Annotated in this window: 18 protein-coding genes; 7 read left to right on the top strand and 11 right to left on the bottom strand. The window is 61.8% G+C overall.

Annotation, left to right across the window (positions count from 1 at the left end; all coding sequences use genetic code 11):
- Position 1: 1 nt before the first annotated feature.
- Complete coding sequence (locus BM338_RS06285) at positions 2–3,460, bottom strand: PAS domain-containing hybrid sensor histidine kinase/response regulator (protein ID WP_177229240.1); 3,459 nt, start codon at positions 3,458–3,460, stop codon at positions 2–4.
- 157 nt (positions 3,461–3,617) lie between these two features.
- Here BM338_RS06285 and BM338_RS06280 point away from each other — a divergent pair, with 157 nt between their 5' ends.
- Together BM338_RS06280 and BM338_RS06275 are read left to right on the top strand one after the other, a co-directional pair.
- On the top strand, positions 3,618–4,217 hold the full coding sequence (locus tag BM338_RS06280) for a 4'-phosphopantetheinyl transferase family protein (RefSeq protein ID WP_255367200.1): 600 nt from the start codon (positions 3,618–3,620) through the stop codon (positions 4,215–4,217).
- A gap of 91 nt (positions 4,218–4,308) precedes the next feature.
- Positions 4,309–5,052 carry a pyridoxine 5'-phosphate synthase gene (locus BM338_RS06275; RefSeq protein WP_090449928.1) on the top strand — a complete coding sequence of 248 codons (744 nt, stop codon included), beginning with the start codon at positions 4,309–4,311 and terminating at the stop codon, positions 5,050–5,052.
- A 144-nt stretch (positions 5,053–5,196) separates the two neighbouring features.
- On the opposite strand, the gene BM338_RS06270 is transcribed toward BM338_RS06275, so the two are convergent.
- The 9 genes from BM338_RS06270 to dnaA all read right to left on the bottom strand — a co-directional run bounded on the left by BM338_RS06270 (position 5,197) and on the right by dnaA (position 15,749).
- Positions 5,197–5,604, bottom strand: coding sequence for an ExbD/TolR family protein (locus BM338_RS06270; RefSeq protein WP_090449927.1), 408 nt, complete (start codon positions 5,602–5,604; stop codon positions 5,197–5,199).
- A gap of 6 nt (positions 5,605–5,610) precedes the next feature.
- On the bottom strand, positions 5,611–6,024 hold the full coding sequence (locus BM338_RS06265; protein ID WP_090449926.1) for an ExbD/TolR family protein: 414 nt from the start codon (positions 6,022–6,024) through the stop codon (positions 5,611–5,613).
- 11 nt (positions 6,025–6,035) lie between these two features.
- Positions 6,036–6,788 carry a MotA/TolQ/ExbB proton channel family protein gene (locus BM338_RS06260; RefSeq protein WP_090449925.1) on the bottom strand — a complete coding sequence of 251 codons (753 nt, stop codon included), beginning with the start codon at positions 6,786–6,788 and terminating at the stop codon, positions 6,036–6,038.
- A 47-nt stretch (positions 6,789–6,835) separates the two neighbouring features.
- The gene (locus tag BM338_RS06255; protein WP_090449924.1) at positions 6,836–7,495 is read right to left on the bottom strand and encodes an energy transducer TonB; all 660 of its coding nucleotides are present in this window, start codon (positions 7,493–7,495) and stop codon (positions 6,836–6,838) included.
- Between the two features lie 208 nt (positions 7,496–7,703).
- Positions 7,704–9,002: a tetratricopeptide repeat protein gene (locus BM338_RS06250; RefSeq protein ID WP_177229239.1), complete on the bottom strand. Its 1,299-nt coding sequence runs from the start codon at positions 9,000–9,002 to the stop codon at positions 7,704–7,706.
- 369 nt (positions 9,003–9,371) lie between these two features.
- Positions 9,372–11,786, bottom strand: a complete 2,415-nt coding sequence (gene gyrB, locus BM338_RS06245; RefSeq protein WP_090449923.1) for a DNA topoisomerase (ATP-hydrolyzing) subunit B — start codon at positions 11,784–11,786, stop codon at positions 9,372–9,374.
- A 76-nt stretch (positions 11,787–11,862) separates the two neighbouring features.
- Complete coding sequence (gene recF / locus BM338_RS06240; protein WP_090449922.1) at positions 11,863–12,942, bottom strand: DNA replication/repair protein RecF; 1,080 nt, start codon at positions 12,940–12,942, stop codon at positions 11,863–11,865.
- Positions 12,943–13,039: 97 nt separating this feature from the next.
- Positions 13,040–14,140 carry a DNA polymerase III subunit beta gene (gene dnaN, locus BM338_RS06235; RefSeq protein WP_090449921.1) on the bottom strand — a complete coding sequence of 367 codons (1,101 nt, stop codon included), beginning with the start codon at positions 14,138–14,140 and terminating at the stop codon, positions 13,040–13,042.
- Positions 14,141–14,396: 256 nt separating this feature from the next.
- Positions 14,397–15,749 carry a chromosomal replication initiator protein DnaA gene (dnaA, locus tag BM338_RS06230; protein WP_090449920.1) on the bottom strand — a complete coding sequence of 451 codons (1,353 nt, stop codon included), beginning with the start codon at positions 15,747–15,749 and terminating at the stop codon, positions 14,397–14,399.
- A gap of 205 nt (positions 15,750–15,954) precedes the next feature.
- On the opposite strand from dnaA, the gene rpmH reads away from it, so the two are divergent.
- From rpmH to BM338_RS06205, 5 genes are all read left to right on the top strand, one after another.
- The gene (gene rpmH / locus BM338_RS06225) at positions 15,955–16,092 is read left to right on the top strand and encodes a 50S ribosomal protein L34 (RefSeq protein WP_019464789.1); all 138 of its coding nucleotides are present in this window, start codon (positions 15,955–15,957) and stop codon (positions 16,090–16,092) included.
- 10 nt (positions 16,093–16,102) lie between these two features.
- Positions 16,103–16,498: a ribonuclease P protein component gene (rnpA, locus tag BM338_RS06220; RefSeq protein ID WP_090449919.1), complete on the top strand. Its 396-nt coding sequence runs from the start codon at positions 16,103–16,105 to the stop codon at positions 16,496–16,498.
- 60 nt (positions 16,499–16,558) lie between these two features.
- Complete coding sequence (gene yidC / locus BM338_RS06215) at positions 16,559–18,274, top strand: membrane protein insertase YidC (RefSeq protein WP_090449918.1); 1,716 nt, start codon at positions 16,559–16,561, stop codon at positions 18,272–18,274.
- Between the two features lie 100 nt (positions 18,275–18,374).
- Positions 18,375–19,718 carry a tRNA uridine-5-carboxymethylaminomethyl(34) synthesis GTPase MnmE gene (mnmE, locus tag BM338_RS06210; RefSeq protein WP_090449917.1) on the top strand — a complete coding sequence of 448 codons (1,344 nt, stop codon included), beginning with the start codon at positions 18,375–18,377 and terminating at the stop codon, positions 19,716–19,718.
- Positions 19,719–19,835: 117 nt separating this feature from the next.
- Positions 19,836–22,358 (top strand): DNA translocase FtsK 4TM domain-containing protein, encoded by a 2,523-nt coding sequence (locus BM338_RS06205; protein ID WP_090449916.1) that lies wholly within the window; start codon positions 19,836–19,838, stop codon positions 22,356–22,358.
- Between the two features lie 9 nt (positions 22,359–22,367).
- Here BM338_RS06205 and rbsK read toward each other — a convergent pair whose 3' ends face one another.
- Entirely contained in the window at positions 22,368–23,261 is an 894-nt protein-coding gene (gene rbsK, locus BM338_RS06200; RefSeq protein WP_090449915.1) for a ribokinase, read from the bottom strand.
- Positions 23,262–23,267: the final 6 nt, after the last annotated feature.

The raw sequence follows: 23,267 nt of genomic DNA, 5'->3' as shown, positions 1-23,267 counted from the left end.
TCTACGCAGTGGCTTGCTTGCGAAGGCGTGCGCTGAGCAAAGCGCGCAACGCGGCCGGACGCACTGGCTTGTGCAACAGGGGATAGCCGAGCAGCCGTGCACGCTGCTTCAATTCGCTGCTGCCATCAGCGGTGATCATTGCCACCGGTGGCAGTTCGCCGATCACCCCACGCAAGTACTGCAACGCCTGCAAACCATTCATGTCGTCGCTGAGATGGTAGTCCGCAAGGATGAGATCGATGCCGCCTTTCTTCAGCTCCTCCTGCGCCTGCTGCACATCCAGCGCGACGCGGCAGTCCACGCCCCAGCGTTGCAACAAGGCACGCATGCCATCGAGGATGGCGGCGTCGTTGTCCAGGCAAAGCACGACCAGCGGTAGCTGCTCGGTCGATGCGGCCGGCGGCGCAACGATGCGGCGCCGTGGTGCCACCGCTGCCACGCGCGGGACAACGACCGCAAAGCGGCTGCCGTGTCCTACGCGAGACTCGAGCTCCAGGCGATGATCGAGAATATGCGCGATGCGATCGCAGATCGACAGGCCCAGTCCCAGGCCTTTTTCGCCCCAGGGAGATGGGCGATCCAGGCGCTGGAATTCATCGAAGATGCGCGCGCGTTGTTCTTCGGCGATGCCGGGACCCGTGTCCCACACCTCGATACGCACTTCATTACCTACGCGTCGCGCACCGAGCAGCACGCCACCATGCTGCGTGTAGCGCAACGCATTGGAAATAAAGTTCTGCAGGATGCGGCGCAACAGTTGTGGATCACTGCGTACGGCAAGCCTGGTCGAAGCCATGCGTAGCCCCAGACCGCGCTTCTCCGCGATGACCGCAAATTGTGCTTTGAGTGAATCGAACAGATCAGAGAGAGCGAAGCTGCCGATGTCAGGGCGATAGCTACCCGCATCCAGGCGCGAGGTGTCGAGCAACGCATCGAGCAAATCTTCCGCGGCACGGAACGAAGCATCGATGCGTTCCGCCAGTTGTCCGGCCTCCTGATCCAGGCCGGGATGCTGCCGCAGTGCGGATGTAAACAATCGCGCTGCGTTCAAGGGCTGCAGCAGGTCGTGGCTTGCCGCGGCGAGAAAGCGGGTCTTGGAAACGTTAGCGGCTTCCGCCTCGCGTCGCGCATGTGCAGTGGCGGTAAGTGCTTCGCTCAGTTCGGCCGTGCGTTGATCGACGCGTTGCTCTAGCGTTTCGTTGGCTTCGATCAGCGCCTGTTCGGCATGTTTGTACGCGGTTACATCGGTGTACGTGGTGACGTAGCCGCCGCCTGGCAATGCACGGCCACGCATTTCGATGACCGTGCCGTCGGGACGTATGCGCTGGAACAAATGCGGCGAACCGGCACGCATGTAGCCGATGCGCTTGGCCACGTGCGCCTCGACTTCGCCCGGGCCGCATTCGCCGTGTTCGGCGTTCCAGCGGATCATGTCGGCGACCGGCACGCCGACGTAGACCATGCCATCCGGATAATCGAACAGTTCCAGGTAACGACGGTTCCACGCCACGAGGCGCATACCGGCATCGACCACGCTGATGCCTTGCGAGACGTTTTCCAGTGTGGTGGAAAGCAGTTCGCGATTGAAGCGCAGCTCCTGCGAGGCTTCATCCATCAAGGCCATTGCTTCGGCGATGTCCAGACCCGAGCCGGACAACGCGCCCATCAGGATGCGCCGGGCGCTCGCCGCACCCACCGCCGAAGCAAGCAGGCGTTCGGTGTATTGAATCAATGCGCGATCAGCTGCTTCGCCGGGCTGTAACGGGTTCCCCCTGCGCTCGCCGTATTCCTCGAAGGCGCGTTGGCTGCTGCGTTCACCCACGATGCGCTCGGCGATGGTGCGCAGATCGCCGACCATGACGCGACCGCGCCAATCACCGACACCGCTGCGATCCACCGCGTAGGGCTCGATAAACATCGCGGCGTGCAGTCGTTCTTCCAGGCTGGGGCGGAATCGCAGCGAGATGAAGACAAGGCAGCCCACATTCACTAGCAGGGACCAAAAGGTACCGTGCATCACCGGGTCCCAACCACTCAGGTGAAACAGCGCCTGCGGTCTTAGCCAACTCAGACTCAGCGGCCCATCCTGTAACCAACTTGCGTTAGGCCGCATCGCGGGGAGCAGCAAGGTGTAAATCCATACGCCGAAACCTGCGAGCAAGCCCGTGGCTACACCACGGCGACTTGCACCGCGCCAATACAAAGCTGAAACGATGGCGGGAGCGAACTGGGCGACGGCTGCGAAAGCGAGCAAGCCCGTTGCCGCGAGATTGGCCGTATCGGCGACGACCCGGTAATAGATGTACGCCATGGAGGCCAGAGCGACGATCGCGATGCGGCGAACCAACAGTACCAACTGCGAGAGATCGGCGCGCTGTTCCAGACGCAGCCGATGGATACGCAGCAACGCCGGCATTACCAGGTCGTTGCTAATCATGGTGGACAGAGCGACGGAGGCAACGATCACCATACCCGTCGCAGCGGAGAAGCCACCGAGGAAGGCCAGCAGCGCCATGCCGCTATCACCGTGGGCCAAAGGCAGGTTCAACACCCAGGCGTCGGCGTTGCCGTTACTGACCGCCGGCAGATGCAGGCCGGCAGCCACAATGGGTATGACCGCCACACTGACGATCAGCATGTAGACGGGAAACATCCAGCGGGCGCGATATAAATCGTTTGGATCTTCGCACTCCACCACGCCGATTTGGAACTGCCGCGGCAGGCAGAACATGGCACAGAACGCGAGCAGCGTCTGCGCAAGAAAACCCGGGGAAATACCTTGCGCGTACTGCTTCACCGGCAGCTGGATGGTGGCTTCGAGACCCGGCCCGTGCCAAAGCGCATACACGGCCAACGCAACGAAAGTGGCCAGTTTGATCAGCGATTCCAGCGCGATCGCCAGCATCATGCCGTGATGGTGTTCGGTCGCGTCGATGGTGCGCGTGCCGAATAGAATCGCGAACGTCGCCAGCAGGATCGCGCACCACATCGCACTATCACCGAACTGCGAGGCGCCACCGCCGAGCGCGGCATACGACATCGACACTGCTTTGAACTGCAAGGCCAGATACGGCACCACGGCGATCACCGCGATCAGAGCCACCGCGGCGGCTAGCCCGTGTGACTTGCCGAAACGCGCGCCGATGAAATCCGCAATCGAAGTGATGTTGCGCTGCCTGGCTATCAGCGTCAGGCGACGCATGAGGCCGAAGCCGAATACGAACAGCAGCGCTGGGCCGAGATAGATCGGCAGATAGGCGAGACCTTCGCGCGCCGCCGTGCCTACGGCGCCATAGAAGGTCCAGGAGGAGCAGTACACGGCCAGCGCGAGGCTGTAGACGATCGGGCGCAGGCGGGGTTGTCGCGGATACAGCGGTCGCCGGTCGCCGGCGTAGGCCACTACAAACAACAGGCCGACGTAGAGCAGCGACACGAGCAACAGCAGCCAGCCGGCGATCAAATGCGGTTCTCCCGTAATGGGCGTTCCCTTGCGTCTCGTCTTGCTTGCAAGCTGCCGGCTATCTGATGGTCGGCACGCTTGTTCGATCCTTCCCCGGCCGGCACCATGTCGCCCTATGACGACCGACGGCCAGGCTCCAGCGAAAGTAGCAGAGCCCTTGCACGATGACGAGATACACGTATGGCGGCTTGACTACGACCATCACCAGGGTCGTGCGCCGTTCCATATGTTGCTGGCTGCCTACCTGGGGTGCACGGCGGATGCCATCCGGCTGGGTGCTGGCGCCTATGGTCGCCCCAGCTTGGAAACGCCGCACGATCCCGACCTTCATTTCAATTGGACGCACAGCAGCGACCAGGCGCTGTTTGCGATCGCGCGGGGCGTCGAACCCGGCGTGGATCTGGAGCGGCTGCGGGCCCGGCCGCGCGCGCTGGCGATAGCCGAGCGGTATTTCAGTGCCGATGAATTCGTAGCGCTTACTGCGTTGGAACCCGCGGCGCGGGATGCAGCCTTTCTGCAACTGTGGACCGCCAAGGAAGCCGTCTTGAAGGCAACGGGCCGCGGGCTGGCCTTTGGTCTTCACCGGCTGAGCATCGGTAGCCGCGCCGACCAACTGGCATTGCGATTCCTCGACGGTGAGCTGCCGGCGCATTGGCAACTGCATCGCTTGAACCTGGACGATGTGCATGTGGGGAGCATCGCCTGGCGCGGTGGTCCGCGCACGATCCGCCTGCGGACACTTGCTCCGGCGGCGTGATCAGCGCAATGTTGTTAGTCCTGTCCACCGGCGGGCTGCCTGACGTCATAACTTCCCGCCGCGACATCCCTTCACGCCTGTCGATGTGCCTATGACCCTGCTGAGCGTCAATCTCAACAAGATCGCTGTGCTGCGCAATTCGCGTGGCGGCGATGAGCCGAGCATCATTCAAGCTGCGCAGACCTGCATCGAAGCCGGTTGCGGCGGCATCACCGTGCATCCGCGGCCCGATCAGCGCCATGTGCGCCCGGACGACGTCCGCACACTGGCAGCCATGCTGCGCGGCCGCGTGGAGTACAACATCGAAGGAAATCCCTTCGCGCCGGCGCGAGGCAGCTATCCGGGCCTTATCGCTTTTGCTCGCGAGGTGAAGCCCACGCAGGTGACGTTGGTACCGGATGGCGATGGTCAGATCACGTCCGATCATGGCTTCGATCTGCGGAACGACATCGAGCGGTTGCGCCCGTTGGTCGACGAGTTGCGGGAGATTGGCTGCCGCGTGAGTCTGTTCGTTGATGCCGGTGCGGAGGGATTCGAGCAAGCGGCGGCTATCGGCGTGCAGCGTATCGAGATTTATACGGGGCCTTATGCGCATGCGTTCGCGGAAGGCGATGCGCGGGAGGTACTCGCACAGTGCGCCGAAACGGCTCGTCGGGCCCAGCAAGCTGGTCTCGCCGTCAATGCCGGACATGACCTGAGTCAGGCAAACCTGGGCACGTTCCGCGCCGCCATTCCTGGCCTTGCCGAGGTATCGATCGGCCATGCACTGATTGGTGAAGCCCTTTACGAAGGGCTAGCTACTACGGTGCGTAACTATCTGCAGATCCTGCGCTAAGCATCCACCGCGCTGCATACGCACACCGAGCCCGCGTTTTCCCATTGGCCGTATGGACGGCCAAACCGAGCAAATCGACCCAAACAAAAACCCCCGCCGAAGCGGGGGTTTTTGCGGGTAGCGTTGCATTGATCCGCAAGGGGATCATTGGCCTTCCGTAAAGCCGATCTTGGTCAGGCCGTAGCTCTTCGCTTCGGCCAGGACTCGGGCCACATGCTCGTAAGCCACGCCATCGTCCGCATTGATCTGCAGTTCGGGCTGGTTGGACTGGCTGGCAATCACCGCGATCTGTGCCTTGAGGCCCAGCTCGTCGACCGGTGTGTCATTCCAGTACAGCGCGCCCGACTGGTCGATCTTGAGACGGATCGGATCCGGCGGGTTTTCCGGCTGAACCACGTTCGGGTTCGGCTGCGGAAGGTCGATCTTCACTTTGTGCGTCAGGATGGGAGCCGTGATCATGAAGATGATCAGCAGCACCAGCATCACGTCGACGAGCGGCGTGACGTTGATATCCGCCATCGGCCCCTTGCCGCTTCCAGAACTGAATGCCATGACTGCTTACTCCTTGCCGGTCGTGATGAAACCGACATGGACCATGCCTTGCTCCTTGGCGCTGCCAAGGATCTTACGCACGATCTTGTACTCCGTCGTCTTGTCGGCACGGATCTGCAGCTCCGGTTGCGGCGACTTCGCCGCCGCAACCGCAAACTGAGCCTTCAGCTCGGCCTCAGTGACTTCGACGTCATTGAGGTACATGCTGCCATCCGGCTTGACGGCCAGATCCATGGGCTCGACCTGCTCCGTATCTACAACCTTCGGATTCGCGGTCGGCAATTCGACGGTGATCCGATGGGACATCAGTGGCGCGGTGATCATGAAGATGATCAACAGCACCAGCATCACGTCGACGAGCGGCGTGACGTTGATTTCCGACATCGGACCGCCGGAACTGTCTCCAGTGCTCATCGCCATGGGTCAATCCCTCACTTGCCTTCGACGCGAGCGCCGGTGGCGAAGAAGTCGTGCAGGTCATGCGCGAACTCGTCGAACTGGGCGTAGGTCAGGCGATTCGAACGGTTGAAGAAGTTGTACGCGAGCACGGCCGGGATCGCAGTGAACAGACCGAACGCGGTCATGATCAGCGCCTCACCCACCGGGCCAGCCACCGCTTCCATCGACGCGTTGCCCGTAGCCGAGATCTTGATCAGGGCGTGGTAGATGCCCCACACGGTACCGAGCAGACCGATGAACGGTGCCGACGAACCGACCGTGGCGAGCAGGGTCAGGCCGCCTTCGAGGCGCAGGCTCTCGCGAGCCACGGCTTGGCGCAGGGCGCGATCGATGAACTCGGAGCGGCTCAGCGACTCTGCCAAGCGGCCACCGCCGGCGGAAGCCTGCTGGTGATGGGCCACAGCAGAAGCGGCATCCAGAGCGATCTTCGAGAAGGGTTCGCCCTTGGGCTGGGCTTCCAGCTCACGGATGGCGTCCTGAGTGGAGCCGGTGCTCCAGAAGCCATTGATAACTTTGTCGGCACGGCCGCGAACCATCGTGTTGCGAATGGCGTTGGCGATGATGAAGTACCAGGAGGCGAAGGACATCACCACCAACACAACGAAGACGATCCAACCAAGGAAGTCGAAGTTGTGGATGAGATGGTCGAAGCCCATCGACTTCATGGCTTCGGCGTTCGTGGTACCGCCCGCGCCCGGGGTCGGAGAAGGAGTCTGTTGGAACATAACGCTACCCTTGGAAAGTCAAGCGTGAACTGGGTCTGTAACCGAAATTACAGCTGATTGAGATTGAAGTTGACCGGAACGCGCACATAACCCTCGGTCTTCTGCCCGTTCCTGATGTTCGGATTGAAGCGCCACTTACGTGCCGTTTCAACCGCAGCCTGATCCAGCTCACGGTAACCGCTGGACGTTTCCACCTTGATGTCCTTGGGCGAGCCATCGACGCCGACCAAGATCATCAGGGTTACCGTGCCCTCGTGACGCTGGCGAATAGCCTGCGGCGGATACTTGGGCTGAATACGGCTGTTGTAGCTGATGTCCTGACTGGCGGTGATATCCGCAGGCGGAGCCGGGGGAGCAGGCGGTGCGGGCGGCGGTGCCGGGATCGCATTCGTCGACGCTTCCTCGACAGCCGGCGGCGGAGCCGGCGGCGGCGGAGTCGGCGGCGGCTTGACCTGCTGAATGATTTTCGGCGGCGGCTGCTTCGGTGGTTCCGGCGGCGGCGGCGGCGGCGGGGGAGGCGGCGGCGGCGGCTCGATGAAATTCACCTGGACAATGCGTTCCTTCTGCTTCTGCTCCTGCTTCGGCGGTGCCATTGGCGCCACCAGCAACAAGAACGCGAAAGCATGCAGCGCGATGGCAACAGCCAGCGCCCAGGTACGCCTCCAATTGAACGGCCCTTGGCCGGTTGCTTCGTTACTTGAGGCCATCTGTCACTATCTGGAGCTAGACAATCGATGAGACGTGGTCACGACGCTTGGCGGCAGATCCATCCCGAGGGATGACATTTGCCACTGGACACGAGCACGGAAAGGTTTCAACGGTACAACAGCACATGGCGTTTGTATAGCACCTGAGGGGCAGATAAATGGACGTCTATCTGCGCCATTCGGCAGCCTTGCAATCGCCACGTGCGAACTACTTGCCGGCTCCTGCCTGCGCCTGTTTCAGCCATGCCTTTGCTTTGGCGGCCGTATCAGGATCCTGCGCAGCTTTTTGCATGGCTGCGATCGCGCCCGGCTTGTCCTTGAGCCCGCGGCAAGCTTCGGCCAGCAGCATGTAGGCGGTGCCTTTGCGCTGCACGCCCTTGTCGATGCCTTGCTGGATCAGCGTCTTGGCGTCGCTGTATTTGTTCTCACTCAGCAGTAGCTGCCCAGCGCGGACGGCAGCTTCGCCATCCTTCGCCATGGGCATGGCCTTCTGATAGGCCTGGATCGCCTTGCTCGGGCTATCCGCCACGTAGGCGGCATCACCAAGCAGCTTGTAGTTGTCGTAGCTGGAAGGCACCACGCCCTTGCTCATGCCCTCTTCCAGCGTTGCAACCGCCTTGTTGGCATTTACCTTGGGATCCGAGCTTTCCTGGCCGGTGACCAGGTAGAGCTTGGCGAGGTTGACGTAATCCTTCTCAGTCTTGAACGCGCCAGCAGCCTTGCCCTTCTCCATCAACTGGATCGCTTCCGGATACTTCTGCGACTGCATCAGGACGGCCACAGCGTTGTTGAGCGCAGTGGAATCATTCGGGTTGGCAGCGAGCTGCTGCTGTGCCAGCTGGGCGGCCTGATCACCCTGACCGGATTCGGCATAGCTGGCCATCAGGATCTGGTTCCAGCTGTCGTTCGGCTTGTCGGTGAGCGACTGTGCCTTCTTGATCGCTGCGATCGCCTGCGGGTACTTCTCAAGGCGGTAGTACGCGTTGCCCTCGAGAGCGTACGACTCGGCGGTTTCCTTCTTGCCCTCGGTACGCCATTTGGTAAGCGTGTCGATGGCGGGCTGGTATTGCTCGTTGGCCAGATAGAACTGCGCAAGCATGTACTGCAGCTGGAAGTAGGTGTCGTTCGGCATGGTGCCGTTGTCGAGCGAGCGCTTGAGCAGATCGATGGCGCCCTTCACATCGCCATCGTTGTAGTGCAGGTTGGCCAAGCCTTGCAGGGCGAGAGCCTGGGCATACTTGCTCTTGCTGCTGTCGATGATCGGCTGGAGAACCTGGACGGCTTTGTCCTTCTCCTGCGCGTTGACTGCGTCGAGGCCTTCGTTCAGGGCCTTCTGATCTTTCTCGCTGGTGAGGTCCAGCTTCGGCTCGGTGCGCGTCGCGTTCGGGTACAGCGCTTCCTTCTTGTCCTTGGAAGCGTTGCTGTCTTTCGCGATGACCGGGCTGCTAGCCAGGGTCAGCGCAAGCGCAGCACCGGCAAGCATTTTGATCAGGGGAACGTGCTTCATGGCAGTCCTCGTGTAAGGTTTCACGCACAAAGGTACGCGGGGGATCGTTGAGCGTAACCCGATAGGGCGCCTGGAGACAAGACGCAGCGCCGCAATAAAGATTGTTAAAAATCAATAAGTTGCACCATCCACAGGCGAATCCTCGAGAAATATCTCCTGCTGGACGTCATGTAGGTCATGTCGGACAGTTCCTGGAGATATCTCCACAAAGCGATGTGACGTCCGTCACGCCGTACTATCGGCAGTTAATGTGTTCGGCTTTATTCGCGTGAATAGTACGTTTTAGCGTGCTAATGCATTAATACACGAAGCCAAAATAATAGGCCGGCAACGGACGTCGCATGAGCGACTCCGCTACCGGCCTTCAGCTTAGATATCCAGATTGGCGACTTTGAGTGCGTTTGCTTCGATGAAGTCGCGACGCGGCTCCACCGCCTCGCCCATCAACATGGAGAACATCTGGTCAGCCGCGAAAGCATCCTCAACGCCGACCTGCAGCATGCGGCGGGTTTCTGGATTTACCGTGGTTTCCCACAACTGCTCCGGATTCATTTCACCCAGACCCTTAAAACGCTGGATGGTGCGGCCCTTCTTGGCTTCATCTAGCAGCCAGGTGCGGGCGTCGGCGAAACTCAGCACGCCACGCGATGCATTACCACGCCGTGCCACTGCATCCTTCTGCACCAGACCGGCTACCTGCTGGCTGGCATGCAGGATCGGACGGAACTCCGAACTGGCGAAGAACGGTTGCGGCAGCAACCAGGTATGACTGAGACCGTGCTGATCGCGGACCACCTCGATGGCAGCCGGCTGCTCGTCATGAGCCGGGCGCAACGACAAGTGATAACGCGGTTTGCCGAGACCGCTGGCTGCAAGACGCTGAGCGGCGCCATCAAGCCAGGCCTGCATACCGGTGGCATCGGTCCAGAGCGCTGGTTCGATCGGCGTGTGCTCGAGCAAGGCCGTAAACACCGTTGCGTCGAAGCGATGACCGAGGCGCTCAATCTGGTCGAGTGCCGACTGATAGTCACGCAACAGCTTTTCCAGCGCTTCACCGGTAATCGCAGGAGCATCCGGGCTGTAAACCAGTTCGGCGTTGTCCACAGCGCTGGAAATCAGATAGCCGTTGAGCGCCGCATCATCCTTCAGATACAACTCTTGCTTGCCCTGCTTCACTTTGTACAGCGGCGGCAGGCCGATATAGACGTGGCCGCGTTCGATCAGCTCGGGCATCTGACGGTAGAAGAACGTCAGCAACAGAGTGCGAATGTGCGAACCGTCCACGTCCGCGTCGGTCATGATGACGATGCTGTGGTAGCGCAGCTTGTCGGGGTTGTATTCCTCTTTGCCGATGCCGGTGCCTAGCGCGGTGATCAGGGTGCCCACCTCAGCCGAAGCCAGCATCTTGTCGAAACGCGCCTTCTCCACATTGAGAATCTTGCCCTTCAACGGAAGCACGGCCTGGGTCTTGCGGTTGCGGCCCTGCTTGGCCGAGCCACCTGCAGAGTCACCCTCGACCAAGAACAGTTCGCATAGTGCGGGATCCTTTTCCTGGCAGTCGGCCAACTTGCCCGGCAGACCGGCGATGTCCAGCGCACCTTTGCGGCGGGTCATTTCGCGGGCTTTGCGGGCGGCCTCGCGGGCGCGGGCGGCATCGACCACCTTAGACGCGATTGCCTTCGCTTCGTTCGGGTGTTCCAGCAGGAATTCGCCGAGCTTCTCGTTGACGGCCTGCTCCACCGCGGTCTTCACCTCGGAGGACACCAGCTTGTCCTTTGTTTGCGAGGAGAACTTCGGATCCGGCACCTTCACCGACAGAACCGCAATCAGGCCTTCGCGCATATCGTCGCCGGACAACGCGACCTTGGCGTTCTTGGCCAGACCTGCCTTCTCGATATAGCCCTGCAACGAGCGCGTCAGCGCAGCACGGAAACCGGTGAGATGGGTACCGCCATCGCGCTGGGGAATATTGTTGGTGAAGCAGAACATCGTCTCCTGGTAGGAGTCGGTCCACTGCATCGCCAGTTCGACGCTGATGCCATCCTGCATGGCGCTGAGGCTGATCACGTTGGGATGCAACGCGGTTTTCAGGTGCGCCAAGTGCTGCACAAACGAGCGAATGCCGCCCTCGTAGGCAAAGGTGTCATGACGCCCCTCGCCCCGCTCGTCCTTCAGCTCGATGGTGACGCCCGAGTTCAGGAAGGCCAGTTCGCGCAGGCGCTTGGCCAGAATTTCGTAATGGAACTCAATGTTGGAGAAGGTTTCCGGACTCGGCACGAAACGCACCGTGGTACCGAGCTTGCTCGAGGGGCCGACCACCTTGACGGGGTACAGCGGCTCGCCCATCGCGTATTCCTGCTGGTGCTCCTTGCCTTCGCGGAAAATGGTCAGCCACAGGTGCGAGCTGAGCGCATTCACCACGGAAACGCCCACACCATGCAGGCCACCGGAGACTTTGTAGGAGTTGTCGTCGAACTTGCCGCCGGCATGCAGCACGGTCATTACAACCTCAGCCGTGGAACGACCTTCTTCCGGATGCGTGTCGACCGGAATACCGCGACCGTTGTCCGCCACACTGACTGAGCCATCGTCGTGAATGGTGACGTAAACGTGGTCGCAGTAGCCGGCCAGGGCTTCGTCAATCGAGTTATCGACGACTTCGAACACCATGTGGTGCAGACCCGTGCCGTCATCGGTATCGCCGATGTACATGCCCGGGCGCTTGCGCACCGCTTCAAGACCTTTGAGTACCTTGATGTTGCTCGAATCGTAGGATGTGTTCATTCGTCGACTGTTTCCTGGCGCCTTCTACCCTGCCCGACACGGCGCCATAGGGCCGGACTGGGAACACAATCTGTGATTATAGCAGGGGTGCCAGCCTGCCCTGTTCCACGTGGAACACATGCGCTGAAAGCCCCTGTAGCGGTGCTGGCAGCTCGGTCCCCGTCACCAGCACCTGCGCACTGGCTCCGTGCAGCTGGGCCACAACGGCCGTCTGGTGCGGCAGATCGAGTTCCGAGGCCAGATCATCCAAACAGACAATCGGCCATTCACCTTTGTGGCTTGCATACAAGCCTGCCTGGGCCAGCAGACACCCTAGGGCGGTCAGCTTCTCCTGCCCCCGGGACAAGTGTTCCCGCAAAGGCGCCTGCTCGAAGGCGATAGACCAATCCGCCCTGTGCACGCCCAAGGTAGTGTGACCTCGAGCGATATCACGGCCGCGCTGATCCACTAGCTGCTCATGCAGAGGACGATCTTCCGCCCACCCCCGCCGATAACGCAGTTGAAGCTCGCCAAGTTCGGGAAGGAGTCCGGAGAGGCTTGCTCCCAAGTGCGGCAACAGCAGATCCAGGTATCGCTGCCGCATGCCATGAATCTGTTCGGCTGTCTGCGAAAGCTCCGCCTCCCAGGGCAGGAACAATTCATCCGCGATCAGCGAACCGGACCGCAAGAGGCTATTCCGCTGCTTCAATGCCCTCTGATACCGCCGCCACGCCAACAGGAAATCGTGTTCCACGTGAAACACGCCCCAATCCAGGTAGCGCCTCCGTTCCTCCGCACCACCAGCAATCAGTGCATGCGAGCCGGGCTCAAAGCAAACCACTGCGCACTCGCGTACCACCTGCCCTAGCGTTGTACTTTCCCCGTCCAGTCTGGCGTTCCAGCGCGAACCCTCGCGCCCCAAGCCAACCCGGCTAAGCCGCCCATCTTCGTGCCGTAGCTCGCCGTAGACCGAAAGTGCACCTGCTCCCCGTTGCAGCAACGCCTCCTTGGCCCCGCTCCGGAAAGAACGTCCGTGCGAGAGCAGGAAAGCCGCTTCAAGCACGCTGGTCTTGCCCGCTCCGTTGGCTCCAACAAAGGCCTGAATACCCAAGCCCAGTTCGATATTGGCCCCGGACAGGCAACGCAGTCCCTCAATACGCAGACGCTCCAACCTCATTTCCCTAACCCCACAAGCAAGAACGCCGGAGTGTCTCGCGACGACTCCGGCGTTGCCTTGTTCTTCCTACGCCAATTGGCGTGCACACGCACTTCCGTCAAAGGCGCAGCGGCATGATCACGTGCCGTGCCTGCTCGCTATCGTGCTCTTGCACCAGGCAGCTGGATTGGGCGTCACGCAGGTTCAAACGGGCCTTTTCGCCGCGCAGGGCGGACAACGCATCAAGCAGATAGCCAACGTTGAAACCCACGGCCAGGTCAGAAACCACAGTCTCGGCCTCAAGTTCTTCGACCGCCTCTTCCTGCTCCGGGTTGTGGGCCACGATACGCAGCTTGCCCGGCGACAGTTCCAGCTTTACGCCGCGGTACTTCTCGTTGGAAAGAATCGCTGCACGCTGCAAGGCGCCCCGCAGTACTTCGCGATCCAGAGTGGCGCTCTTGTCCGCACCAAGCGGAATCACCGCCTCGTAATCGGGGAACCGACCATCAATCAGCTTCGACGTAAACACCACGTCACCGCGACGAACTCGCAAATGATTCCGTCCGAATTCCAGCTCGACTAGCCCTTCGCCGGTCTCGAACAAGCCCACCAACTCGTTCACGCCTTTGCGCGGAATGATGATCTGGCGACGAGTCGAAACCTTGCTATCCAGCTGGGTTTCCTTCAACGCCAGGCGATGACCGTCGGTGGCCACGCAACGTAGCGTGTGTTCCTGCAAATCGAGCAGCATGCCGTTCAAGTAATAACGCACATCCTGGTTCGCCATCGCGAAAGCGGTGCGTTCCATCAAATCGCGGAGGACTTCTTCCGGCAGGCTCACCCGTTCGACCAGCTCGATCTCATCGATGGTCGGAAACTCGGTAGCCGGCAGAGTAGCCAACGTGAAGCGACTGCGACCAGCATTGAGTGCTACACGATCGCCGTTGAGCTTCAGCTCGATACGAGCTCCGTCGGGCAGCGCGCGAACGATATCGAACAACTTTCGCGCAGGAATAGTGGTTTCGCCGTCGGTCAGCTTTTCAGCTTCCGTGGTAGCGACCATTTCCACTTCCAGATCGGTGCCGGTAAGCGAGAGTTTCCCGTCGGCGACTTTGACCAGCAGATTGGCAAGTACCGGCAGCGTTTGACGGCGTTCGACGACGCCTACGACTTGCTGCAACGGCTTGAGCAGAGCTTCTCGTTGGATGCTGAATTGCATGTAGGCGCTTCCCCTAAACCTGCTGTTCTGTTTTTAAAAGAAGTTTTGTAGTGGTGGTAGGTGCCGTGGATAACTCGAAAATTCGATTTTTTCTTTCAAAAACAAAAACTTAAAGAAATAAATCGGTGTGATCGAAAGGGCCCGCAGAGTGTGGGTCACTTGTGGATAACTGGGGAGCCCTAAACCATCCACCTATTATCCACAGCTTCTACCCCTGCTTTTCAAGCGCTTATCCAAGATCCGGCAAAATCCGAGATCAACCGGTGAGAATTCGGATGAGCTGTTCCCAGTCCTGACGCATGCGCGTATCGGTTTCGCACAGCTTCTTGATGGTGCGACAGGCGTGCAGCACCGTCGTGTGGTCACGTCCACCGAAAGCATCGCCAATCTCCGGCAAACTGTGTTCGGTCAGCTCTTTCGACAGCGACATTGCAATCTGGCGCGGACGCGCCAGGGAGCGCACGCGTCGCTTGGAGAGCAGGTCCTGCAGACGAACCTGGTAATAGTCGGCGACGATCTTCTGGATATTCGGCACCGTGACGGCCTGCGCGTGCGTAGCCAGCAGATCGCGCAGGGTTTCCTCCGCGAACTCGGTGGTGATCGGCTTGCCATAGAAATTGGCGCGCGCCGCGAGCGTGTTGAGCGCGCCTTCGAGGTCGCGCACGTTGGAGCGGATGCGCTTGGCGAGCAGCATCGCCACGTTCTCGCTCACCGCCACACCCTTGTCGTGCGCCTTGGATAGCAGGATTGCCGCGCGGGTCTCGAAATCCGGCGGTTCGATCGCTACCGACAGACCCCAGCCAAGGCGCGACTTCAAGCGCGGCTCCAGCTTGTCAACCTCTTTAGGGTAGCGGTCGCAAGTCAGGATGATCTGCTGCTTGGATTCGAATAACGCGTTGAAGGTGTGGAAGAACTCTTCCTGCGTGGTGTCCTTGCCGGCGAAGAACTGGATGTCGTCGATCAGCAGCGCGTCCACCGAACGGAAGCGGCGCTTAAATTCATCCATGCTCTTGGTGCGCAGCGCTTCGATCATCGAGCCGACGAACTGTTCCGAGCGCAGATACAGCACCTTGAACTCGGGATTGCGCTCGCGCATCAGATTGCCGGCGGCGTGCATCAAGTGGGTTTTACCGAGGCCGGTACCGCCGTACAGCAGCAACGGGTTGTACGCGCGGCCCGGATTCATTGCGACCTGCATGGCCGCCGCCTTGCCCAGCTGGTTGGACTTGCCTTCGACGAAGGTTTCGAAGGTGTAGTGCGGATCCAGGTTGTGGTTGAAGTGGACAGGTGCTGGCGGCGCAGGTTCGGCCACCGCAGGTGCGGCGACCGGGCGCGGCATGGCTGAAGCGGGGCGCGGCGGCACACGGGCCGCGCTGGAACCCACTTCCAGACGCACCGAAAGCTCGTGGCCGGTAAGTTGGGTCAGCATGGCCTCGATGCGCGGCAGATAGCGCTCGCGCACAGTGTCCAGCGTGTACGGATTCGGGGCGAACAGCTGCAGTCCCAGCGTGTCGTCGCGAGCCTGCAGCGGCATCAGCCAGGTATGCAGGTCTTCGGCGCTCAACTCGCCTTCGAGACGCTCAAGACAGCGTCGCCACAGATCACTCATGGGTATTCTTCAGCCACAGCAGGGGCGCTTGCGCGCAGGGTGGACCAGGAAGTCTAACAGCAGGTTACCGGTTCTCCGCCAGGGTATATCCACACAATTATCCACAGGTCCCGCAAACCTCGGTTTTGGCGGGGATTTGACATCTCCGCCAGATGGCCCGCATAATTTCCAACCTTTTTACCCACATACCGAATAGGAGGAAGCCATGTCGAAGCGGACCTTCCAGCCCAGCAAGCTCAAGCGCGCCCGCACGCACGGCTTTCGTGCTCGTATGGCCACGGCCGATGGTCGCAAGATCCTCAACGCCCGTCGTGCCAAGGGCCGCAAGCGCCTGATCCCGTAAGATCACTGTGATGCGTGCCGGACTGCCGCGCGAGGCGCGGATCCGTCGCGCCGGTGACTTCGCTGCGATGCGAAATGCCAGCGGCCGCCTCGGCGGCCGCTGTTTTTCTGTGCGTTATCGCAGCAACGGGCTCGATCACGCCCGGCTCGGCCTGGCCATTTCCAAGCGCGTATCCAAGCGCGCGGTCGAGCGCAATCGCATCAAACGTCTCCTGCGCGAATCCTTTCGCAAGATCCGCCACCAGCTTCCTGCCGTGGACATGCTGGTGATGGCCCGCGAGCAGGCCGCCAGCCTGCCCGGCCCAGAATTGCTGGCCGAGATCGACCTGTTGTGGAAGAAGCTGTTGTCGCAGCAGTCCCGTCTTACGTTGAAGCCAGACGATGCGGCCGGCACAATCGCGCGTTGACCTTTATTCTTCCCGCCCTTCCGCGGCAGCGTGTCGCGGCGTTACCGGATCTGCTTCGCGATGAATCAAACGCGCACGTTTCTTATCTTCGCCCTGCTTGCCGTGGCTTATTTGCTATGGATGGCCTGGGAGAAGGATTACGCACCCCAGCCGGCCCCTGCCGCCGTGGCCAGCGCCGCCAGTAGCGGAGCCGTGCCAAGCGCAGAGAGCAGCGTGCCCGGTGCGACCGCAAGCAGCACGCCCTCCGCGCCCCCCAGCGGTAGCACCACCAACGCACCGGCCCAGCTGATCACCATCAGCACCGACGTGTTGCGTCTCACCATCGACACCCGCGGTGGCAGCGTGGTGCGTTCCGAGCTGATGCACTACCCGTCGGAACCTCGCACCAAGAAGGATCCCGATCCGGCGCCGGTACGTCTGCTGGATGATGAGCAGGCGCATTTCTTTATCGCGCAGAACGGCCTGACCACCGTGCAGAACGCGAACAGCCCGGTGGCGCCGACGCATCTTTCCGTGTTCCAGAGCGCGCAGACCAACTATGCGCTCGCCGAAGGACAAGATGAGCTGAAGGTCGACCTGACCTGGCAGGATGCATCCGGCCTCAAGGTCACCAAGACGTATGTGCTCAAGCGCGGCAGCTACACCGTCACGCTGGATCAGAAGATCGACAACGGCGCCAGCGTGGCCTGGCAAGGCAATGCCTACGAGCAGTTGCAGCGCATCGCCCCGCCGAACAACCGCACTTGGTACCAGAACTACACCGACCCGGCGGCGCACAGCTTCCTCGGCGCCGCCTGGTACAGCCCGCAAGACAAGTACGAGACGCTGCCATTCGCTGACTTCCAGAAGAAGCCGCTGAATCGCGCGATCACCGGCGGCTGGGCCGAGATGCTGCAGCATTACTTCTTCGTCGCGTGGATTCCGCCGACGCAGGAGCAGAACACCTACTCCACCAGCATCGTCAATCCGGATACCGCGCAGCCGCTTTACCTGATCCGCGCCGTGGGCCCCTCGCTCAGCGTCGCGCCGGGCCAGAGCGCCACCAGCAGCACGCGCTTGTACATCGGCCCGAAACTGCAGGGCACGCTGGACCAGATCGCGCCGGGCCTTGAGCTGTCCACCAATTACGGCTGGCTCACCGTCATCGCGCAGCCGCTGCACTGGCTGCTGTCCAAGCTGCATGCGATCAGTGGCAACTGGGGCGTGGCGATCATTCTGCTGGTGCTGTTGCTGAAGGCCGCGCTGTGGAAGCTCACCGCCGCGCAGTTCCGCTCCGGCGCCAGGATGCGCAAGCTGCAGCCGCGCGTCGCCGCGCTCAAGGAGCGTTACGGCGACGACAAGATGAAGATGCAGCAGGCCATGATGGAGCTGTACAAGAAGGAGAAGGTCAATCCGATGGCCGGCTGCTTGCCGATCCTGGTGACCTTCCCGGTATTCCTTGGCCTGTACCGCGTACTGATGGAAAGCGTGGAGCTGCGCCAGGCGCCATTCTTCGGCTGGATCCACGACTTGTCCGCACCCGATCCGTTCTTTGTGCTGCCGGCGATCTATGTGGCGGTGATGATGGCCACCCAGTGGCTCACGCCGACCACCGGCATGGATCCGGCCCAGGCCAAGATGATGAAGGTGATGCCGATTCTGTTCGCGGTGATGTTCGCCTTCTTCCCGGCCGGCCTGGTGCTGTACTGGGTGATCAACGGCGCCACCAGCCTGGCGCAGCAGTGGTTCATCACTCGCCAGGTGGATCGTGCCGATCACAAGGCCAAGGCCGCCTGACCGAAAAGGCCGCGCAAGCGGCCTTTTCTTTTTGCATCGTTTGCTTCCGGGCTGCCTTGCGCAGCGATAATCCCGCCGATTCCGCTACGCGACGTTCGCTATGACTTCCGCCGTCGACACCATCGCCGCGATCGCCAGTGCCCCAGGCGCTGCTGGTGTGGGTGTGTTGCGCGTCTCGGGTCCGGCCGTACCGGCGATCGCGCGGCAACTGCTTGGCCGCGACCCACAGCCGCGTCATGCGCATTTCTCAGCGTTTCACGACGCGCACGGCGAACTCATTGATCGAGGCTTGCTGTTGTACTTCCCCGCGCCGGCCTCCTACACCGGCGAGCACGTGCTGGAACTGCAGGGACATGGCAGTACCGTGTTACTCGACGGCTTGTTGCGCCGTGTATGTCAGCTTGGCGCACGGTTGGCACGCCCCGGTGAATTCACCGAACGCGCGTTTCTCAACGGCAAGATGGATCTGGCCCAGGCCGAAGCGGTCGCTGATCTGATCGCCGCGCGTTCGCAGGCCGGTGCGCGCGCCGCGCTACACTCGATGGAAGGTATGTTCTCGCGCAAGGTCGATGCCTTGCTGCAGGCACTAATCGCGTTGCGTGTGCATATCGAAGCGGCGATCGATTTCCCGGAAGAGGAGATCGACTTTCTCGCCGATCCCGCCATTACGCGCCAGCTCGATGCCTTGCGCGAGCAATTGGCCGATTTGCTGCGCGAGGCGCAACGCGGTGTGCGCCTCAACGATGGTTTGCGTGTCGCGATCATCGGGCGCCCCAACGCTGGCAAGTCCAGCCTGCTCAATGCGCTGGCGGGCAGCGAGCGCGCCATCGTCACCGACATCGCCGGCACCACTCGCGATGTGCTGCGCGAAAGCCTCAGCCTGGATGGGGTGGCGCTGGAGTTGGCAGATACGGCCGGCCTGCGCGAAACCAATGATCCGGTAGAACGCGAAGGCGTGCGCCGCGCGCATGGCGAACTCGCACGGGCCGATGTTGCCCTGCTGGTTACCGACGCACAGCACGCCGAGCACGACCTCGCCCTGCTCAGCGATCTGCCCGCCAGCGTCGAACGCCTGGTGCTGATCAACAAGATCGACCTGGCCCAGGCGCACGCGCGTTACGAAACGCGTGCCGACGCCATCTGGGTCTGGGCCTCGGCGAAAACCGGCGAAGGCCTGGACGCGCTGCGCGATCATCTCAAGCAGCTCGCAGGTGCAGGTAGCGGCGAAGGCGCCTTCAGCGCGCGACGACGCCATGTGCTGGCGCTGGAACAGGTCGCCGTCCATCTCGAGAGCGCCGCCGATGTTCTGCTGGCTACCCGCGCCGGCGAACTCGCCGCGGAGGAACTGCGCCAGGCGCAGCATGCACTAGGCGAGATCACGGGCACCTACAGCAGTGATGACTTGCTGGGTGCGATCTTTAGCTCGTTCTGCATCGGCAAGTAGGCGCTGTCCATCGATACGTCTCAGGAATAACAGCCCGTTACAGAACAATCTGCTGACGTTCGTGACGCTGTGGCGCTAACATGCTGAGTTTGCAGGCGCGCACGAACAAACCTAGGCATGCTCACTTTTTTCTTCAGCGCCTTCGGGCTGTCCACTCTCTGGTTTATCCCGCTGATCTGGCGCGTCATCCGCGCCGCCATGGCCAAAGGCCGCCAACGCCCGGTGGGTGGCGAGGGGACAATCCGTTTCTGGCTGGGCGGGCTGCTTGTACTGCTGGCGAGTGCCACGCTCGAAGGCTTGGTCGTCGCGCATTACACCGATGATCCGACCGCGGGTGGCGTGGTCTGTCGTGCGTTGGCCCATATCTTCAGCGCCATGTTTGGCACTGCGCTGTCCGTCGTGTTGATGCTCGCGCTGCTCGTCGTTTCGTTGCGCTGGTATCCAGGCGTCTCCTGGCGATCCGCTTTCGCGCAGACCTCGGCCAAGGTCGACCTGCTTGCTGGCTTGCTGGAAAAAATCGTCACGCCGCTGAAGGGGCGATTCGGTCATCAGCGCGCGCGCGGTGCCGTGCGCCGCGCCGGCACCGCATCGACGACCCGTCGCCATGCTCAAGCAGCTGCCCGGCAACCTATGGCGCCGGTGGCTAGTGCTCCATCGCTCTCGATAGAGCGGACGTCAACGGCGTCCATCACTTCAGCGCCCACCATGTTGCATCGACCGCACGCCCCAGTTCGCGAGCGGGTCATCCGCGAGCCTTGGCTGCAGCCGAAGAATGCGCGGCCAGCTCCGGTAGCTCCATCGGTATCCACCGCCCGGATCGCTGCCGCCATGGCTGCAGCCACGGCGCGAACCGCTCCGGCCTATGACACCGAGCCATCGGTTCGCATGGATGCTCCGGTCGAGATTGCATCACCTGTGCATGCCAATACCATCCTCGATGAGGCTCCGATCTCGCTGGCGTCACCGGAGTCCGCCCATATCGACAACGAATCGATAGACACAACATCGATAGAGGCATCGGACAAAGCATTGGATTTCATGCCAGCACCGCAGGTCGCACGAGCGACCGCTCCTGTGCGTGGTCGATTTGTCGCCGCCAATGACGACGAACCCGCTGCAACCGTTGTAGAACCGGTGACGAGCCCTTCGCGTCAGCGCGCGTCAGCGATGCTGCCGCCGTTGTCACTGCTGAGCGGTGCAGCACTCGAATCCACCCTGGTCGGCGAAGCGCAGCTCGCCGAGACCAGCGAACTGATCGAGCAGCGCCTGCGTGAGTTCAAGGTGCCGGTGACGGTGGTTGGCGCGTCGGCTGGCCCGGTCATTACCCGCTTTGAAGTCGAACCTGCCGTGGGCGTGCGCGGTAATCAGATCGTGGCGCTGATGAAAGATCTCGCGCGCGGTCTTGGGCGCACTTCCATCCGCGTGGTGGAGACTATTCCAGGCAAGACTTGCATGGGTCTGGAATTGCCGAACGAGCAGCGGCAGATGATCGCGCTGTCGGAAATTCTCGACTCCACCGAATACCGCGGTTCGGATTCCCTGCTTACACTGGCGATGGGCAAGGGCATCACCGGCGAACCGGTAGTGGCCGACCTCGCGCGCGCACCGCACATGCTGGTGGCCGGCACCACGGGTTCGGGCAAGTCGGTGGCGGTGAACGCCATGATTTTGTCCATGTTGTACAAGGCCACGCCCGACGACGTGCGCATGATCATGATCGATCCGAAAATGCTGGAACTCTCGGTGTACGAGGGCATTCCGCATCTGCTGGCGCCGGTGGTGACCGATATGAAGCTGGCCGCCAACGCGCTGGCCTGGTGCGTGGCGGAAATGGAGAACCGCTATCGCCTGATGTCCGAGCTGCGCGTGCGCAACCTTGCCGGCTACAACCAGAAGATCCGTGAGGCCAAGGCTGCGGCCCTTCCATTGCTCAACCCATTCCCCGCGCATCCGGAAATCCCTGAGACGCTCGATACCCTGCCGATGATCGTGGTGGTGATCGACGAGCTTGCGGATCTGATGATGGTCGCCGGCAAAAAGATCGAAGAGCTGATCGCGCGCCTGGCGCAGAAAGCGCGCGCCGCCGGCATCCATCTGATCCTCGCCACGCAGCGGCCTTCGGTGGATGTGATCACCGGCCTGATCAAGGCCAACATTCCCACACGCGTGGCGTTCCAGGTTTCGTCCAAGATCGACTCGCGCACCATCCTCGACCAGATGGGCGCGGAAAGCCTGCTCGGCCAGGGCGACATGCTGTTCCTGCCGCCCGGCACCGGCTATCCGCAGCGCATTCACGGCGCCTTTGTGGCCGACGAGGAAGTGCATCGCGTCGTGGCCCACCTAAAGCAATACGGTGAACCCGACTACAAGGACGAGATCCTTGCCGGCCCGCCGAGCGAAGGCTCGGGCGAACTGTTTGGCGAAGACGCCGCCGATGCCGAACTCGATCCGCTGTATGACGAGGCGGCGGCCTTCGTGTTGCGTTCGCGTCGCGCCTCCATCTCCTCCGTGCAGCGCCAGTTCCGTATCGGCTACAACCGTGCCGCGCGCTTGGTGGAAGCGATGGAAGCTGCCGGTCTGGTTTCGTCGATGGGCATCAACGGCCAGCGCGATGTGCTGGCGCCGGGTCCGGCTGATTGAAACGATGGCTCAGCCCTGCCGGGCGAGCCATGTTTCCAGTTCTTTCGCGTGCGGCATGCCGCCTTGCGCACCGAGTCGCGATACCGACAGTGCCGCCGCCGCGCAGGCCTTGCGTACAGCGACGGGCAAACCTTCACGCAGGAACGTGGCGAGCGCCGCGTTGAAGGTATCGCCTGCACCGGTCGTGTCGACGACATCGATCTTGAAGCCGGGTTGGTGTGCCGGTTCGCTGTGATCGCTGTACCACGCACCTTCGGCGCCTCGGGTCAGCACCACTGGGCACGGTGCGCGCCGCATCAGTTCGTGGAAGTCCTCGTGCTCGTCGGCGCCGAGCAGGATCGCCAGCTCATGCTGGTTCGGCGTGACGTAGCGCGCCAGCTTCAACCACGCCTCCGGCAGTTTCTGCGCGGGTGCAGGATTGAGGATTACCGGCACACCCCATCGCTGGCCGAGACGCAGCGTGGCTTCCACCGACTCCAGTGGAATCTCCATCTGCACCAGCACCGCATCGGCGCGCGCGATCACGGCCTGGGCCTGCTCCACCTGCGCTGGCGTTACGCGGGCATTGGCGGCAGGCACCACGATGATCTGATTCTCGCCGCCGGCCACGGTGATCGACGCCGTGCCGCTGCCGCAATCGGCGATCTGCCGCACGTGATCGAGCTGCACACCTTCGCGGGCAAGGCCATCGCGCAGTTGCTGGCCGAAGCCGTCGTCGCCGAGCGCGCCTACCAGTGCTACTTCGGCACCAAGCCTCGCGGCGGCGACGGCCTGGTTCGCACCCTTCCCACCCGGCACGGTAACGAAGCGCTCGCCGAGAATGGTTTCGCCGGGGCCCACGAAACGCGGCGACAACGTCACCAGATCCATGTTGATGCTGCCGACCACCACCACGCGTGTCATGTCCCG

It is taken from the genome of Dyella sp. OK004, from assembly GCF_900114495.1.
In the GTDB taxonomy this organism is placed as follows: Bacteria; Pseudomonadota; Gammaproteobacteria; order Xanthomonadales; family Rhodanobacteraceae; genus Dyella_D.
Note: the sequence above shows the minus strand (reverse complement) of the source record. Positions and strands in the feature narration are given on the sequence as shown.